Raw genomic sequence first — 15587 nt, 5'->3', positions numbered from 1 at the left:
CGCGGGCGCGGCACGACGAGGGGGAGTGCCGCGCCCGGCTCCGCCTCAGCCGGGTCCTGGCCGGGTTGGCTGTACTCATCGGCCTCGGGGCGGCGGTGGTCAGCCCTTGTTGGCTCCGAGCGTCAGGCCGCTGACGAACTGGCGCTGGAGCGCGAAGTACACGATCAGGGTCGGGATCGCGGTGAGCAGGGCGCCGGCGGCGACCAGGTTGGGGTCGGTGAAGTACTGGCCGGAGAGGTTGTTCAGCGCCGAGGTGATCGGCATGTTCTCGCCGGTGGAGATGAGGACGATGGCCCAGAAGAAGTCGTTGTAGATCCAGATGGAGAGCAGGGTGGCGAGGGCGGCCATCGCGGGCTTGCACAGCGGCAGCACGATCTGCCAGTACAGCCGCCAGACGGAGGCGCCGTCGACCAGGGCGGCCTCGGTGAGCTCGTGCGGCAGCGAGCGCATGTAGTTGCTGAGCACGAAGGCGCAGAAGCCGGACTGGAACGCCACGTGGATCAGCACCAGGCCGAGCGCGGAGTCGTAGAGCTTGCCGCTCATGGTGATGCCGGGCAGGTCGATCAGCAGGTACAGCCGGTACAGCGGGGTGATGATGACCTGCTGGGGCAGCAGGTTGCCGGCCGTGAAGACCAGGAGGAGGAACAGGTTGAGCCGGAAGTCGAAGCGGCTGACGTAGAAGGCGACCATCGACGACAGCAGCAGTGTCAGCAGCACGGCCGGGACCGCGATCAGCAGCGTGGTGCCGAAGTAGTGCAGCATGTCCGACTGCTGGAAGGCGTTCGTGAAGTTGGCGAAGGTGAGCTTGTCGGGCCAGGAGACGTAGCCCTTGTCGCTGGTCTCCGCGTACGGCCGCATCGCCGCGAGCAGTGCCCACAGCAGGGGCGCGAGCCAGGCCAGCGCCGTGACGACGAGGAAGGTGTGCAGCAGGACCCGGGCGGGGCGGATCGGGGTGCGCTGCGCCCGCGGGCCACTCAGGGTGCTCATGCGCGCCGCTCCTTCCGGAAGGTGGCGATCAGATACGGGATGATCACCGCGAGCGAGATCACCAGCAGGACGACGGCGATCGCGGAGCCGTAGCCGATGCGGCTGGACTCGCCGATGATGTTGTTGGTCACCAGGATCGACAGCAGTTCGGTGCCCTGGGCGCCCTTGTTGAAGACGAAGACCAGGTCGAAGGCGCGCAGCGCCTCGATGATCGTGACGACCAGGACGACGGTGTTGGTGGGCCGCAGGGTCGGGAAGATGACGTTCTTGAACGTCTGCCATTCACTGGCGCCGTCCAGGGCGGAGGCCTCGCGCAGGGCGGGGTCGACGCTCTTCAGGCCGGCCAGGTACAGGATCATCATGTAGCCGGCGTGCCGCCAGGAGGCTGCGACGAGCACGGCCCACAGGTTGAGGTCCGGGTCGCCGATCCAGTCGATGTAGTGGCCGGGCTTGTTGGCGCCGATGATGCTGTTGATCAGGCCCGTGTCCGGGTTGTAGATCAGCTGCCAGACGAACCCGATGACCGCCAGCGACATCACGACCGGCAGGAAGAACGCGGTCTGGTAGACGCGGCTGAAGCGGATCTTCTTGTCCAGCTGCACGGCGAGGAACAGGCCGAAGGGCGTGGGCAGCAGGATCAGCGCCACGAACCAGATCACGTTGTGCTCGACGGCGGGCCAGAACTGCGGGTTGCTGGAGAACAGTTCCCTGAAGTTCTGCAGTCCGACCCACGTGATGGCGTCGAAGCCGATGCCGTCCCAGGTGGTGAAGGCCAGCGCGATCGAGGCGAGGGCCGTCAGCCACACCAGGGTGACGTGCAGGATCGTGGGCACGCCCGCCATCAGGCCGAGCGTGAGGCGGTCGCGGCGGGTGAGCAGACGCCGGTGGCCCTGGGGCGCCTTGGCGGACGGGGGCGTGGGGCCGGGCCCCGGAGCCGGCGGGGTGGCCGACTCCGGAGCCTTCGCGGGGGTGGCGGTCATGTCGGATCCGAGTCGTCGAGTCTCCGTTTCTGCGGTCAGGAGGAGGCGAAGATCGTCTTCTTCTGGCGGTCGATCGACGAGAGGATGCCGTCGATGTTCTTCGGGTTGCGGATGAAGTTCTGCAGCGCGGGCTGCATCACCGTGGACGTGAAGTCCGGGCGGGAGTCGCGGTCCATGAACTGGGTGAGGCTCTTCGCGCCGGAGATCATCTCGTAGGACTTCTTCTGCAGCGCGGTGTAGGAGGAGGTGTCGGCCTTGGTGGAGGCGGCCACCACGCTGGAATCGGCCTTGAGGTAGATCTCCTCGGCCTCGGGCGTGCCCAGGTACTCGAGGAGCTTGACGGCGCCCGCGCGGTTCTTCGGGGCCTTGGAGAGCATGAAGCCGTCGGTCGGCGCCTCGACGGTGTCCTGCCCGAACTGCGGGTCGATCTCCGGGAAGGCGAAGAAGTCCAGGTCGTCCAGGTCGGCCTTGTCGGTGAACTGCTGGCCGACGAAGGTGCCCAGCAGATACATGCCGGCCTTCTTCGCCACCAGCGTCTGCGCCGCGTCCTGCCAGGTGCGGCCCACCGCGCCCTCCTGGTGGTAGGGCAGGATCTCCGTCCAGTGGTCGAAGACCTTGCGCACCTTGGCGTCGGTCCAGGAGGCCTTGCCGGCCATCAGCTCGACGTGGAAGTCGTAGCCGTTGGTGCGGAAGTTGATCTGGTCGAAGGTGCCCATCGCCGGCCAGGCGTCCTTGTCGCCGAAGGCGATCGGGACGAGCCCGTCCTTCTGCATCCGCTTGCACAGGGCGACGAAGTCGTCCCAGGTGGCGGGGACCTCGTAGCCGTGCTGGGCGAAGACGCTCTTGCGGTAGAAGACCGCCCACGGGTACGTGTACAGCGGCACGAAGTAGTACTTGCCGTCCTCGCCCTTGCTGAGCTTCTTCATCGCCTCGGGGAAGTTCCCGCCGATCTTCTGCCACACGTCGTCGATCGGGGTGGCGAGCTTCTTCGACGCGAAGAACTGCATGCGGTAGCCGGCGAACCAGGTGAACACGTCGTCGGGCGTGCCCTGCAGATAGGAGTTGATCTGCTCCTGGAACGTGTTGTGGTCCTTGGTGTTGACGTCGACCTTGATGCCGGACTTCTTGGTGAAGGCGGCGTAGATCTCGGCGAACGCCTTCTTCGGCACGGCGTCGGACGAGTTGGAGCCGAGACTGACCGTCTTCGGGTCGGCGGACGAGCCGCTGCCGCCGCAGGCGCTCAGCAGGGGTATGCCGGCACCGAGCAGGGCCGCGCCGCCCATTCCGCGCAGCAGGGTGCGGCGGCTGGTAGCGGGGAGGGAGAGACCGGAGGGAGAGAGGTCGCGCATGAACGGCTCCTGAGGGCAGGGTTCGGCCACGAGGGTGTGGCATGAAATCCAGTCGTAATCGACCAGAAACCAACTTGACCGAACACGGTGGCGCAATGACAGCCGCATGTCCGGTCATGCGTCAAGAGCCGGTCCGTGCATTTGTCGAAACGTGACCGTCCCGTGAAGGCGGCGATCCGGGAGCGCTCAGTGGGACCGGGAGCGGCTGTAGACGGCAGCGAACCTGCCGGGACGGCGACGCCGCATCTGCCGGTGCCCGCCGCTCGCGGGGGCGCGGCCGTCCAGCTGGATCCAGATCCGCACCTCGGTGCCGCCGAGCACCGAGGAGCCGATCCGTACGTCCCCGCCGGTGGACTCCGCGAGCCGGCGCACGATGTCCAGGCCGAGCCCGGTCGAGCCGTCGCTCCCGGAGCCGCGGCCCCGCGCGATGGCGACCTCGGGGTCGGGTATGCCGGGGCCCGCGTCGGAGACGAGGACGATCACCGCGTCCTCGCCGTTGTGCACGTCGACCGCGAAGGCGGTGCCCTCCGCGGTGTGCCGGAAGACGTTCCCGAGCAGCGCGTCGAGCGCGGCGGCCAGGTCGGCGCGGGCCACGGGTATGCGCACGGGCCGGTCGGCCCCGGCCACCCGCCACTTGCGCCCCTCGTCCTCCGCGAGCGCCGACCAGAAGGCCATCCGCTCCCGGACCACCTCGGCCGCGTCGCATCCGGCGCCCGGACCGGCCGCGGCCGTCTGCGGCTTGGCCTCCCGGGCCGTACGGATGATGGTGTCGACCTCGCGCTCCAGCTGCTCCACCGCGGTCCGGGTCTGGTCGGCGGCCGGTCCCTCGCCGAGCGAGGCGGTGTTGAGCCGCAGCACGGTCAGGGGCGTGCGCAGCCGGTGGGACAGGTCGGCCGCCAGCTCCCGCTCGTTCGCCAGGAGCTGGACCACCTGGTCCGCCATCGAGTTGAACGCGACCGCCGCGAGCCGCAGTTCGGTCGGGCCCTCCTCGGGCACGCGGGCGCCCAGCCGGCCCTCCCCCAGGTCGTGCGCCCCCTCGACCAGACGCCGGGCGGGCCGGACCATACGGACACCCAGCCGGTCGGCGACCGCGACCGAGCCGAGGATCAGCGCCACCCCGACCGCGGCGAGCACCGCCCAGGCCGTGCCCACGCCGTTGGTGACGTCGGACTCCGGCACGTACACCTCGACCACCGCGATCTTGCCGGTGCTGAGCGCGACCGGCTGGAGCAGCGTCGAGCCGCCGCCGACGCCGGTGGTGGAGGCGCGGCCCAGCCTCCGCACGGCCGCGATGTCCTCGTCGGCGGCGCGCTGCCGCCCGAGCTCCAGGGCCTCCTGGCCGTCGCCCGCCGGTATGTGCACGGCCATCCCGGCGTCGGAGCCGGCCGAGGCGACGACCCGTTCGAGCTGGTCGCGGTCGGTGGTGATGGACAGGGCGGGGGCGACGGCCGCGGCCTCCCGCTCGGCGTTGGAGAAGGCCCGGTCGCGGGCCATCTCGCGGATGACGAGTCCGAGCGGCACGGCGAAGGCGAGCACGACCATGGTGGTCACCGCCAGCGACACCTTGACCAGGGCCCACCTCATCGCGGCGCCTCCGCCCCCGGTGGTTCGAGCTTCACGCCGACGCCCCGGAGAGTGTGCAGATAGCGCGGGCTGGCCGCCGTCTCGCCCAGTTTCCTGCGCAGCCAGGACAGATGGACGTCGATGGTCTGGTCGTCGCCGTAGGACTGCTGCCACACCTCGGCGAGCAGCTCCTTGCGGGGGACGACGACGCCGGGCCGGCGGGCGAGGAAGGCGAGCAGGTCGAACTCGCGGCGGGTGAGGTCGAGCCGGGCGCCGTCCAGCTCGGCCTGGCGGCGCAGCGGGTCGACGGTCAGGCCGCCGACCCGGATGACGGGGGACGGCTCCCCTTCGCCGGCGCCGGAGCGGGCGCGGCGCAGCACGGCCGCCATGCGGGCCGAGAGGTGCTCGACCGAGAAGGGCTTGGTCAGGTAGTCGTCCGCCCCGGCGTTCAGCAGCCGGACGACCTCCGTCTCGTCGTCCCGGGCCGTGGCGACGATCACCGGCACGTCCGTGATCCCGCGCAGCATCTTCAGGGCCTCGGACCCGTCGAGATCGGGCAGTCCGAGGTCCAGGATCACCACGTCGAAGCGGACATGGGCGACCTCGCGCAGCGCCTCCAGTGCCGTCCCGACACTGCGCACGGTGTGCGCGGCGTCGGTCAGGTGCCGGATCAGCGCCGAGCGTACGAACTGGTCGTCCTCGACCACGAGCACACTTGCCATGCGCCGCACCGTACGCCATCTCGAACAGCCGGGTGCGGGCCTGTGGACAACTCCCCGCATGCGGACAACGGGCCCCCGTACACCCTCGTTTGTGGACAACGCGTGGGACGCGTGAGGCAGTATGGCCCGCGATGCGCAGAGGACTCGTACACGTACTGGCCTGGCTGCTCGCCACGGGCGCGGCGGTCACGCTGTCGTGGTGGGGTGTCCACACGGTGATGGCGGGCACGGCCTACGACCCGCCGCGCGCCCTGCCCATCAAGGCCGCCGACACGTCCACACAGGAGCCGAAGGCGCTGTCCACGCCGTCGCTGCGGACGCCTCCGCCGAAGCGGCGCGAGCCGAGCACGCCGGCGGCGTCCCCGTCCGGGAAACCGAGCCCCTCCCCCACGCCCTCGTCCTCGCCCGGCACCGCCCCCGCCGCCTCCGGCCGGGTCAGGAGCTACGACACCGACGGCGGCCGGGCGGTCTTCGACCTCGGGAAGACCTCCGCCTCCCTCGTCTCGGCAACGCCCGGGGCGGGCTGGTCGATGCAGGTGTGGAAGACGGAGTCGTGGATCCGCGTGGAGTTCTCCTCGGGCGCGGACCGGGTGTCGGTGTTCTGCACATGGCACGACGGGCCGCCCCGGGTGGAGATCGGGACCTACTGACTGCCGTACGCGGTCATCGGGACCTACCGAGTGCCGCACGCGGTCATCTGAACACCGACGCGGGCGGTGCGGGCGACGCCACCGCCGCGAGGTCCGTGACGGGCGCGGCCCCACCGGTGAAGTCCGTGAGCGTCCTGCCGTGCTCGACCCGGGCGGGATGCGGGTCGGAGGCGGCGAGGCGGGTCAGCTCCGCGACGGGCAGCGGGTGGTCGGAGGCGACCAGCACGGCGTTCCCGAAGCGCTTGCCGCGCAGCACCGCCGGATCCGCGGCCAGCGCGAGGTGCTCGAAGCGGGCGGCGGCGGTGGCGATCTGGCCGCGCAGGTGGGCGAGCGGCGGCCCGTCGGCGAGGTTGGCGGCGTAGACACCGCCGGGCTTGAGGGCCCCGCGCACGTCGTCGAGGAACTCGGTCGAGGTCAGATGGGCCGGTGTCCGGGCCCCGCTGAACACGTCGGTGATGACGAGGTCGGCCCAGCCGTCGGGCACCTTGGCGAGACCCTCGCGAGCGTCGGCGGAGCGCACCCGTATCCGCGCGTTCGGATCCAACGGCAGTTCACGGCGGACCAGTTGGACGAGGGCGCCGTCCCGTTCGACGACCTGCTGGGTGGAGCGGGGCCGGGTGGCGGCGACGTAGCGGGCGAGGGTGAGGGCGCCACCGCCGAGGTGCACGGCGTGCAGGGGCCGACCGGGCGGGGCGACGAGGTCGATCACATGCCCGAGGCGACGCTGATACTCGAAGGACAGGTACGCCGGGTCGTCCAGGTCGACGTGCGACTGCGGGGCCCCGTCGATCACCAGGGTCCAGGCCCGGGCCCGCTCGCGGTCGGGGATCAGCTCGGCGAGCCCGCCGTCGACGCTCTCGACGACGGCCTCCGCACCGGCCTGTCTGCGCCGGCCGCCCTTGGACTTTCCCATGGGGTCATTATCGGGGTGGGCTGTTAAGCAGGGCGTACGCTCCGGCCGCCCGGCGTCCGAGGGCGCCTCAGCGGCAGCTGTCCGCCGCCTTGATCATCCGGGCGGCCTCCCCCAGGGCCTCGCGCAGCACCGCGGGGTCGGTGGCGAGGTCCGCGTCGCCGGGCGGCAGCAGCCAGTCCGAGCCCGCCACGGGAGGCTCGGGCGCCAGGGTGAGTCCGCGTCCGTCCGTCTCCGTGCACGTGCTCCCCGGCACGTCCCACGCGGCGGCCGTCCCCGGCGGCACCAGGAAGCCCAGGGTGTCACCGCCGTCGTCGTGCAGTACGGGTCCCACCGTGTCCCCTGGTCCGCGCCGCAGGATGTCGACCGCCTCCAGCCCCTGCCGCGCCGGCACCGTCACCACATCGCAGCCGGCCGCGGGTGTACTCGGCGGCGTACGAGGATCGTTGATCCGGCTGGTGTCCATCCCGGCCTCCACCACGAAAACCCCTGTTTGGACGAGCGGTCGGGAGTCGGGGGCCTCCCGGTCCGCGAGGTTCAACGCGGCAGACCGTCAACGGCTACGGCGGAAGTCAGCCGCAAAGGATGGCACTTCATGGCAGATCACGGATGAGATATCCGGTTTGTAGCCAAACCCAGCGTGGTGACTTCATCACAGCAGGTACGTTCTTGCCCGCCGGACACGGGGCGGACCATGCGGACAACTCGCACCAGGTCGCCCTCGATCCGGCATGGTTCGACGGTTCGCACGGGAGGACCCGGCCATGGCGTCGTCATCGGTGACCTCGTCTCAACCCAACCGGCCGCCACGGCCGAACCTCGTCTTCCGGCGCCTGCGCGGACAGCGCTCACCGGCCGAGTTCGCCGCGGCGATCCGCCGGGCGGGGCTCGAGATCGGCGAGCAGGTGAGCTGTGACGCGAGGTACATCGGCCGGGTCGAGGCGGGCGAGATCCGCTGCCCCAACTACGCATACGAACGGGTGTTCCTGAACATGTTCCCAGGCCGCACGCTCACCGATCTGGGGTTCGCGCCCCGCTCGTCGGTACGCGGACGCCGGGCGCGCGACACCGAGGACGCGCCCCTGACGCGCACCGCGAACCCGGCGAACGCCACGAGTGAGACCAGCGGGGCGTGCGAGCCGTATGAAAGGCAGAACCCGTACGACCCGCACCACCCGCACGACACCTACGAGGAGAGCGACGTGCTACGTCGCGCGTTCATGACCGGCGGAGGCGCCACGGTGGCCGCCGCCTCGATGGGGCCTGTCGGCCTCGCCCTCGACGCGGCGGCGGCACAGCGCCCCGTGCACCGCGCCGGGGCGAGCGACGCGGGTGCCCTGGAAGAAGCCGTCCGCCGGATCCGGCTGCTCGACGACCGGCACGGGGCCGACGGCCTCTACCGTCGCGCCGCCGCCCCGCTGCGCGCCGCCTACGCCCTGCTGGACGCCGGCGCGACCCGGCAGACGACCGCCGACCGGCTCTACTCCGGCGCCGGTGAACTGGCCATCTCCGTGGGCTGGCTGGCCCACGACTCGGGGCGCTTCGACGACGCCCGCTCCCATTACGCGGAGGCCCTGGCGACCGCCCGGATGACCGGGGACCCGGGCCTGGAGGCGCACGCCTTCTGCAACACGGCGTTCCTCGCGCGCGACGCCGGCCGGCCGCGCGAGGCGGTCCGGGCCGCCCAGGCCGCGCAGCGCGTCGCCCGGCCCGTGGGCTCGGCCCGGCTGATGTCGCTGCTCGCGCTGCGCGAGGCGGGCGGCTGGGCGGGGCTCGCCGACCGCGTCGGCTGCGAGCAGGCACTGGCCCGGGCGCAGGCCTACTTCGAACGCGGCCCCTCGGACGCCGACCCCGAGTGGATGAGCTTCTACGGGGAGGCCGAACTCGAGGGCCTGGAGGCGCAGTGCTGGTCCACGCTCGGCGACTGGCCCCGGGCCGCACGGCACGCACGCCGGGCCGCCGAGCTGCAGGATCCGCACTTCACCCGGAACATCGCCCTGTACACGGCGGAGCTGGCGGACGACCTCGCGCGCGGTGGCCGGCCGGACGAGGCGGCGGTGGCGGGGATGCGGGTGCTGGATCTGCTGGAGGAGGTCCAGTCGTCCCGCGTCCAGACCATGCTGGCGGCGACGGCGCGGGTGCTGCTGCCGCATCGCAGGGCGTCCGGGGTGTCGGCGTTCCTGGAGAGGCACGCCTCGTCGCCGCGCATGGCCTAGGGAGGCGTCCCGGGACAGCACGCCCAGGGACTGTCGCGAACGTCACGCCCGCCGTGTGGCGTCCGGCCCTCCCTGGTCGAGGTGCCCCAGGTCGTTCCAGCTCTCGATCGCCGGCTCCCCATAGGCCCAGCCCAGCACCGACAGCGAGGTCGGGTTCAGCCGTATCCGGGCCGCGAAGTCGATCGGGAGGCCGAGCCAGCGCGCCCCGATGGAGCGCAGGATGTGCCCGTGAGCGAAGACGAGGACGTCGCGGTCCTCGGAGCGGGCCCAGGAGACCACCTCGTCGGCCCGGGCCGTGACCTCGGCGAGCGGCTCCCCGCCCGGGACCCCGTCGCGCCAGATCAGCCAGCCGGGCCGGACGGCCTGGATGTCCGCGGGGGTCATGCCCTCGTACGTCCCGTAGTCCCACTCCAGCAACGCGTCCCAGGTTCGCGCGCGGTCGCCGAAGCCGGCCAGTTCGCAGGTCTCACGCGCGCGTGCCAGCGGGCTGGTGCGCACCTCGACGCCGGCCAGGCCGTCGTACGGCGCCCGGTGCAGGCGCTCGCCGAGCAGCTTCGCGCCGCGCCGGCCTTCCTCCAGGAGCGGCACGTCGGTCCTGCCCGTGTGCTTGCCGGACAGGGACCACTCGGTCTGTCCGTGGCGGGCCAGCAGGATGCGCGCAGCCATAGGGCACCTTTCCGGAAGAACAACGCAAGGGGAACTCCTCCATCATCGCGCACGCCCGCCGCGGGCAACCCGGGGGGCGATCTCTGCGTCTTTGAGGGCCGGAGGCGCCCCCCCGGGGCGCGCGCCCACGCCGTAAAGTGGCACGGCCGACCGGGCTACGCGTGATGACGAAGGGGGAGGACGATCGGATGCCGCACACCGTGACACCGGGCACCGAGGCGGCCCCCGCGCCCAGGCTGCGCTGGTGGACCGAGCTGCCGCTGATCCTGCTGGTGTACGCGTTCTACTCGGCCGGCCGGCTCCTCGCCCGCGGCGACGTCTCCGGCGCCGTCGACCACGGTCTGACGATCCTGCGCTTCGAGAAGGCGCTGTATCTCAACTTCGAGCACCCGCTCAACCGCCTCTTCACGCGCGAGGCCTGGATAGGCATACCCGCCGACTTCTGGTACGCGTCGCTGCACTACCTGGTCACGCCGGCCGTCCTGGTGTGGCTCTTCCGCTCCCGGGCCGTGCGGTACCGCGCCGCGCGCACCTGGCTGATGACGTCCACCCTCATCGGCCTGATCGGCTTCACACTGCTGCCCACCTGCCCGCCCCGGCTCCTCGACGCGAGCCACGGCTTCGTGGACACGATGGCGCAGTACAGCTCCTACGGCTGGTGGGGCGGCGCGGCGAGCGCACCGCGCGGCATGGGGGACATGACCAACCAGTACGCGGCCATGCCGAGTCTGCACGTGGGCTGGGCCCTGTGGTGCGGAGTGATGCTGTGGCGCCATGGCGGTACGCGCGCGGCGAAGGCGGCCGGTGTCGCCTACCCCCTGATCACGACGATCGTGGTCATGGGCACCGCCAACCACTACTTCCTCGACGCGGCCGCGGGCGCGGCCGTCATGGGCGTCGGACTGCTGCTGGCACCGGGCGTGATGCGCACCGCGGACCGGGTCAAGGCACGGTTCGTGCCGGCGGCCACACCGGTCGCGGCGGACTCTTCCGCCGCGGGTTCCTCGATTGTCAGTGCCGGATGCCAGACTTCCGCGGGTGAGCGAATTCCACGGCAGCGCGAGTCGCGGTTCGGAGCGGGAGCCGAGCCGGGTGCCTCTCCCCAGGACGCGGGGGACGAGGCTCCGGCAGCGGCTCGCTGAGCTGCGCGGTCCCGACGTACCCGCGAAGGCACTGGACGCGCGCGCTCTGGCGGCGCTGGCCGCCAACCCCGGTTGTGCGCGGCGGGCGATCCTCGACGGCGCCGGGGTGAACAAGGCGGCGCTGGCGAGTGCGCTGGGCTCGCCGTCGGCCTTCGGGCAGTCGCAGTTCGCACTCACCAGAGGCAACGCCTTCGAGGCGAAGGTCAAGGCCGACGGCGGCGCGGAGCTGCTGCGGCTGGTGCACGAGACGCTCGACCGGTCCGCCGAGCCGCCCGCCGACGCGCGCGTGCCCGACCTGACGGCGACCGGCCCCCAGGGGCGCACGGCCCGTACGGCGCTGGAGCTGCGGGAGGTCGCCGCGCACCCGGGCGCGTGGACACTGCTCGACCATCCCATGCTCGCGCTGGACGTCGCGGGCTCCGCCGCGTTCCTGGAGCCGGACGCGGTGGTGGTGCATCCGGACGGCAGCTGGACCGTGGTGGAGATCAAGTCCTTCCCGCTGCTGGACGGTTCGGCGGATCCGGCGAAGGTCGGGGCGGCGGCCCGGCAGGCGGCGGTGTATGTGCTGGCGCTGGAGGAGCTCGCGGCCCGGCTCGATCCGGCTCCGCGCGTGCGGCACCGGGTGCTGCTCGTCTGCCCCAGGGACTTCTCCAATCTGCCGGCCGCTTCGGCCGTCGACATCCGCAAGCAGCGGGCGGTGACGGCCCGACAGCTGGCGAGGCTGACCCGTATCGAGGACATCGCCGACGCGCTCCCCGAGGCCACGTGCTTCTCGCCCGAGCTGCCCGCCGAGGAGCTGACGGCGGCCGTGGAATCCGTCCCGGCGGCCTACGCGCCCGAGTGCCTGTCCGCGTGCGAGCTGGCGTTCCACTGCCGGACCCGGTCCCGCCAGGCGGGAGCGGTGACCTCGCTCGGGCGTCCGGTACGGGCGGAGCTGGGCGGCCTGACGACCGTGGAGGAGGTCCTCGCGGCCGCCCGTGGCGAGGCGGGCGATCCCGACGACCCGGCCGTGGCGGCCCTGCGGCGGGCGGCTGCCCTGCGCGCCGAGGCGTTGGAGGCGGCGTGTCGCTGATCTCCACCCTGGCCCGCCTGGAAGCCGTCAGCTCGGGCCGCGCCCAGCCCGCCGCCACCGTCCGGCACCGCCATCTCGGCGACCGTCCACTGGTGTTCGTGCCGCTGACCACCGCCGGTGAGGCCGGCGCCCCGCTCGGCGCGCTGGTCGGCACCGACCGGGACGCGCCGCGTCTGCTGGCCGTACCGCAGCCCCGCGACCGGGACCTCAGGTTCGCGTTCCTGGCGGAACTGGCCGGCATCGTGCTGCCGTACGTCGACTCGTTCGCCGAGGTCGTGGAGGCCGCCGAGCGCACCGAGACCGACCCGGAGACCGGCAAGCGCGTCAAGGTCGAGGTCGACCTGTGCGCGGACGCGCCGCAGCTGATCGTGCCGAGCCGCGCGGGCATCGACCTCGTGCGGCTCCTCGGGCGCTCGATGCGGTTCCGGCGCACGGCGGAGCAGGATCCGGAGACCCCCTATCCGGCGCCGCCGCGGGTGCCGCTGCTCGGGCGATGGCTGACGCACTTCGGGGAGCGGGCCCGGGTGCCCGGCTCCTCGCTGCTGCTGGCGATGACCGACGTCCTGGGCCGGCACTGGGTGACCGGGCAGTCCACCCTGGAGGACCAGCATCTGGGCGCGCTGCTCGCCTGGATCGACCCGCCGCAGGGCGTCACCGGCGCCGAGGCCGCGCTGCGCGCCGAGCTGGAGCGGGACGAGCGGGGCCAGCTGACGTGTCCGCCGGCCGGTCCGGCCACCGACCCGGCGTTCGACAACAAGCTGCTCGCCCCGGCCATCGAGCGCTACGACCGTGCCCGCACCGCCCTCGCCGCCGCCGAGGACGGGCTGGAGGCCGACGACCGGCTCGGTACGCTGACCGCCGCCGAGCGGGAGATCCGCGATCTGGTGCTCAGCCGCACCCGGCCCACCTGGGACGCGGTCTGGCGGGGCCTCGACCTGCTGCGGGAGCTGCCCGAGGGGGCGCGGGTCGAGGAGCGGTGGACCCGTGACCGCTGGTCGTTCACCGGCCACCGGGACCGGGTGCTGGCCGGTGAGCCTCCGCAGCCGCGCCGCGACGACGCGGTCACCGCGGCGAACAAGCTCGCCACGCGCGAGCGCGAACAGGCCCGGCTGGAGGCGCAGGAGGCCCTCGACGACCCGCTGGTGATGGCGGGCCGGCGGCTGTCCGGGGAGGCGTTCGCGGGTGAGGTCACCGACGTCGTGATGGCGTACAGCGAGGGCAAGCGGCCCAGCCCGCGCCCCCTGGTCACGGTGCGCACGGACGACCGGCCGCATCTCGGCGAGCGGGCGAAGGTGTACCGGTCGCTGGGCGGGAAGCCGCAGTCGGCGGAGTTCGTCGCGGCCGAGGAGGACGGCGCGTACGTGGTGCTGCGGGTCCTCGACAAGATGGGCCGCGGCAAGGAGCCCGAGCCGGGTTCGGTGCCGGAGAAGGGCGACCGGGTCTGCTTCACGCTCTTCGAGCACGAGCAGCGGGGCGGTGCGAAGCTGCCCGACCCGGAGGAGACGCCGTGGACGCACGGCGGGCCGCCCGGCGAGCTGACTCTGGAGGCGGCCGACCCGGTGACCGAGGAGGATGTGCTGTGACGACGGTCTTCGATCCCGCTGCCGCCGCGGCACAGGCCACCGACGCGATCCTGCGCGACACACTGCACGGCACCGCGCGCGGTGTCGTCGTGGACTCCCCGCCGGGCGCGGGCAAGTCCACGCTGGTGGTCCGCGCGGCCCTGGAACTGGCCGAGGCGGGCCACCCGTTGATGGTGGTCGCGCAGACCAACGCCCAGGTCGACGACCTGGTCCTCAGGCTCGCCGAGAAGAACCCCGGGCTGCCGGTGGGCCGGCTGCACAGCAGCGACTCCGACCCGTACGACAAGGCGCTCGACGACCTGCCGAATGTACGCAAGTCGGCCAAGGCGGGTGACCTCGCCGGGCTGGCCGTGGTGATCTCGACCGCGGCGAAGTGGGCGCACGTCAAGGTCGACGAGCCGTGGCGGCACGCGATCGTCGACGAGGCGTACCAGATGCGTTCGGACGCGCTGCTGGCCGTGGCCGGGCTGTTCGAGCGGGCGCTGTTCGTGGGCGACCCGGGGCAGCTCGACCCGTTCGCGATCGTGGGCAGCGAGCAGTGGGCGGGCCTGGCGTACGACCCGTCGGCCTCGGCGGTGACGACCCTGCTCGCGCACAACCCGGACCTGCCCCAGCACCGTCTGCCGGTCTCCTGGCGGCTTCCGGCCTCCGCGGCGCCCCTGGTCTCGGACGCGTTCTACCCGTACACGCCGTTCCGCAGCGGTACCGGCCCCGGCGACCGGACCCTGGCCTTCGGCGTGCCGTCGGACGGCTCGGGCCCCGACCGGGTGATCGACGAGGCGGCCGAGTCGGGCTGGGGCCTGCTGGAACTGCCCGCCCGGCACACTCCGCGCACGGACCCGGAGGCGGTCCGGGCGGTGGCGACGATCGTCCGGCGCCTGCTGGACCGGGCGGGCGCGGCGACCTCGGAGCGCTCCCCGGCGCCCTCTCCCCTCACCGCCGACCGGATCGCCGTCGGCACGGCCCACCGGGACCAGGCGGCCGCGGTCCGCGCGGCCCTGGCCGGCCTCGGCGTCACCGACGTGGTCGTGGACACGGCGAACCGGCTACAAGGCCGCGAGTACGACGTCACGGTGGTCCTCCACCCCCTTTCGGGCCGCCCCGACGCGACGGCCTTCCACCTGGAGACGGGCCGCCTCTGCGTCCTGACCTCCCGCCACCGGCACGCCTGCATCGTGGTCTGCCGAGCGGGGGTGACCGACCTGCTGGACGACTATCCGTCGACGGAGCCGGTGCAGCTGGGGACGGTGGTGAAGTTCCCGGACGGGTGGGACGCGATGTTCACCACACACCTTCACCTCCTGGAGCACCGTGTGTCCTGCCGTCCCTGACGTCCTACGGCGCCTTGTGCTTGCGGTGGCTGGCTCATGCGCCCGGAAAGTGCCGGGGCGAACGTTGCCTGTCGGGCCACCGGGTGCGGGACCGCCCGCTGGTGGCGGTCCCGGGTCTGCTGAGCCGGGACGTCAACGGGCCACTTTAGACGGTGTCCTATGTGGTGAGGCGGAGGAGTCGCTTGTAGCAGCACAGGGCGGCGGCGAGACCGAGAAAGGCCAGGTAGTTGCGGGGATTTCGTTCGTAGCGGGGGCTGAGCCGACGGTAGCCGGACAGCCAGGAGATGGTCCGCTCGATGACCCACCGGCGGCGGCCCAATCGTTCGCTGGACTCGATGCCTTTGCGGGCGATGCGCACGCCGATGCGCTTGCCGCGTAACCATTTCCGCAGCTGAGGCACATCGTATGCCTTGTCT

15 protein-coding genes are annotated in these 15587 nt (G+C 72.3%); 6 read left to right on the top strand and 9 right to left on the bottom strand.

What is annotated here, in order from left to right; all coding sequences use genetic code 11:
* Positions 1-99 precede the first annotated feature (99 nt).
* The 5 genes from G3I77_RS00075 to G3I77_RS00055 all read right to left on the bottom strand — a co-directional run bounded on the left by G3I77_RS00075 (position 100) and on the right by G3I77_RS00055 (position 5601).
* A complete protein-coding gene (locus G3I77_RS00075) occupies positions 100-987 on the bottom strand; it encodes a carbohydrate ABC transporter permease (protein WP_248500330.1) in 888 nt (295 codons plus the stop codon).
* A complete protein-coding gene (locus G3I77_RS00070) occupies positions 984-1967 on the bottom strand; it encodes a carbohydrate ABC transporter permease (RefSeq protein ID WP_248500329.1) in 984 nt (327 codons plus the stop codon). Before G3I77_RS00070 ends, G3I77_RS00075 begins: the two co-directional genes overlap by 4 nt.
* 35 nt (positions 1968-2002) lie before the next feature.
* Positions 2003-3316 carry an ABC transporter substrate-binding protein gene (locus G3I77_RS00065; RefSeq protein ID WP_248500328.1) on the bottom strand — a complete coding sequence of 438 codons (1314 nt, stop codon included), beginning with the start codon at positions 3314-3316 and terminating at the stop codon, positions 2003-2005.
* 186 nt (positions 3317-3502) lie between these two features.
* Positions 3503-4900, bottom strand: a complete 1398-nt coding sequence (locus tag G3I77_RS00060; RefSeq protein ID WP_248500327.1) for a HAMP domain-containing sensor histidine kinase — start codon at positions 4898-4900, stop codon at positions 3503-3505.
* Positions 4897-5601 (bottom strand): response regulator transcription factor, encoded by a 705-nt coding sequence (locus G3I77_RS00055; protein WP_248500326.1) that lies wholly within the window; start codon positions 5599-5601, stop codon positions 4897-4899. The genes G3I77_RS00060 and G3I77_RS00055 overlap by 4 nt, the downstream gene beginning before the upstream one ends.
* A 131-nt stretch (positions 5602-5732) precedes the next feature.
* Between G3I77_RS00055 and G3I77_RS00050 the strand changes: the two genes are divergently transcribed.
* Positions 5733-6251 carry a hypothetical protein gene (locus G3I77_RS00050; RefSeq protein ID WP_248500325.1) on the top strand — a complete coding sequence of 173 codons (519 nt, stop codon included), beginning with the start codon at positions 5733-5735 and terminating at the stop codon, positions 6249-6251.
* Between the two features lie 43 nt (positions 6252-6294).
* Here G3I77_RS00050 and G3I77_RS00045 read toward each other — a convergent pair whose 3' ends face one another.
* On the bottom strand, positions 6295-7164 hold the full coding sequence (locus G3I77_RS00045; protein ID WP_248500324.1) for a spermidine synthase: 870 nt from the start codon (positions 7162-7164) through the stop codon (positions 6295-6297).
* Between the two features lie 67 nt (positions 7165-7231).
* Entirely contained in the window at positions 7232-7627 is a 396-nt protein-coding gene (locus G3I77_RS00040) for a hypothetical protein (RefSeq protein WP_248500323.1), read from the bottom strand.
* A gap of 298 nt (positions 7628-7925) precedes the next feature.
* Here G3I77_RS00040 and G3I77_RS00035 point away from each other — a divergent pair, with 298 nt between their 5' ends.
* The gene (locus tag G3I77_RS00035; protein WP_248500322.1) at positions 7926-9377 is read left to right on the top strand and encodes a hypothetical protein; all 1452 of its coding nucleotides are present in this window, start codon (positions 7926-7928) and stop codon (positions 9375-9377) included.
* 42 nt (positions 9378-9419) lie between these two features.
* Here G3I77_RS00035 and G3I77_RS00030 read toward each other — a convergent pair whose 3' ends face one another.
* Entirely contained in the window at positions 9420-10043 is a 624-nt protein-coding gene (locus G3I77_RS00030; RefSeq protein ID WP_248500321.1) for a histidine phosphatase family protein, read from the bottom strand.
* A gap of 188 nt (positions 10044-10231) precedes the next feature.
* Here G3I77_RS00030 and G3I77_RS00025 point away from each other — a divergent pair, with 188 nt between their 5' ends.
* From G3I77_RS00025 to G3I77_RS00010, 4 genes are read left to right on the top strand one after another with little or no spacing between them, the layout of a single operon-like run.
* A complete protein-coding gene (locus G3I77_RS00025) occupies positions 10232-11185 on the top strand; it encodes a phosphatase PAP2 family protein (RefSeq protein WP_248500320.1) in 954 nt (317 codons plus the stop codon).
* Entirely contained in the window at positions 11136-12257 is a 1122-nt protein-coding gene (locus G3I77_RS00020; protein WP_248500319.1) for a hypothetical protein, read from the top strand. Before G3I77_RS00025 ends, G3I77_RS00020 begins: the two co-directional genes overlap by 50 nt.
* Positions 12248-13840, top strand: a complete 1593-nt coding sequence (locus G3I77_RS00015) for a hypothetical protein (protein WP_248500318.1) — start codon at positions 12248-12250, stop codon at positions 13838-13840. The genes G3I77_RS00020 and G3I77_RS00015 overlap by 10 nt, the downstream gene beginning before the upstream one ends.
* A complete protein-coding gene (locus tag G3I77_RS00010) occupies positions 13837-15171 on the top strand; it encodes an AAA family ATPase (protein ID WP_248500317.1) in 1335 nt (444 codons plus the stop codon). Before G3I77_RS00015 ends, G3I77_RS00010 begins: the two co-directional genes overlap by 4 nt.
* Positions 15172-15328: 157 nt before the next feature.
* Here G3I77_RS00010 and G3I77_RS00005 read toward each other — a convergent pair.
* The coding region (locus G3I77_RS00005) for a transposase (RefSeq protein ID WP_248500316.1) at positions 15329-15587 on the bottom strand (259 nt) is incomplete at its 5' end.

It is taken from the genome of Streptomyces sp. D2-8 (assembly GCF_023184515.1).
Taxonomy (GTDB): Bacteria; Actinomycetota; Actinomycetes; order Streptomycetales; family Streptomycetaceae; genus Streptomyces.
The sequence above is the reverse complement of the archived record's forward strand: the minus strand, read 5'-3'. Positions and strand labels throughout refer to the sequence as shown.

What these genes read in the sequence shown, in the direction of transcription:
- G3I77_RS00035 (WP_248500322.1), top strand. Translation starts at nt 7,926, where the DNA reads ATGGCGTCGTCATCGGTGACCTCGTCTCAACCCAACCGGCCGCCACGG.
- G3I77_RS00065 (WP_248500328.1), bottom strand. Translation starts at nt 3,316, where the DNA reads ATGCGCGACCTCTCTCCCTCCGGTCTCTCCCTCCCCGCTACCAGCCGC.
- G3I77_RS00050 (WP_248500325.1), top strand. Translation starts at nt 5,733, where the DNA reads ATGCGCAGAGGACTCGTACACGTACTGGCCTGGCTGCTCGCCACGGGC.
- G3I77_RS00060 (WP_248500327.1), bottom strand. Translation starts at nt 4,900, where the DNA reads ATGAGGTGGGCCCTGGTCAAGGTGTCGCTGGCGGTGACCACCATGGTC.
- G3I77_RS00070 (WP_248500329.1), bottom strand. Translation starts at nt 1,967, where the DNA reads ATGACCGCCACCCCCGCGAAGGCTCCGGAGTCGGCCACCCCGCCGGCT.
- G3I77_RS00045 (WP_248500324.1), bottom strand. Translation starts at nt 7,164, where the DNA reads ATGGGAAAGTCCAAGGGCGGCCGGCGCAGACAGGCCGGTGCGGAGGCC.
- G3I77_RS00030 (WP_248500321.1), bottom strand. Translation starts at nt 10,043, where the DNA reads ATGGCTGCGCGCATCCTGCTGGCCCGCCACGGACAGACCGAGTGGTCC.
- G3I77_RS00040 (WP_248500323.1), bottom strand. Translation starts at nt 7,627, where the DNA reads ATGGACACCAGCCGGATCAACGATCCTCGTACGCCGCCGAGTACACCC.
- G3I77_RS00055 (WP_248500326.1), bottom strand. Translation starts at nt 5,601, where the DNA reads ATGGCAAGTGTGCTCGTGGTCGAGGACGACCAGTTCGTACGCTCGGCG.
- G3I77_RS00025 (WP_248500320.1), top strand. Translation starts at nt 10,232, where the DNA reads ATGCCGCACACCGTGACACCGGGCACCGAGGCGGCCCCCGCGCCCAGG.
- G3I77_RS00075 (WP_248500330.1), bottom strand. Translation starts at nt 987, where the DNA reads ATGAGCACCCTGAGTGGCCCGCGGGCGCAGCGCACCCCGATCCGCCCC.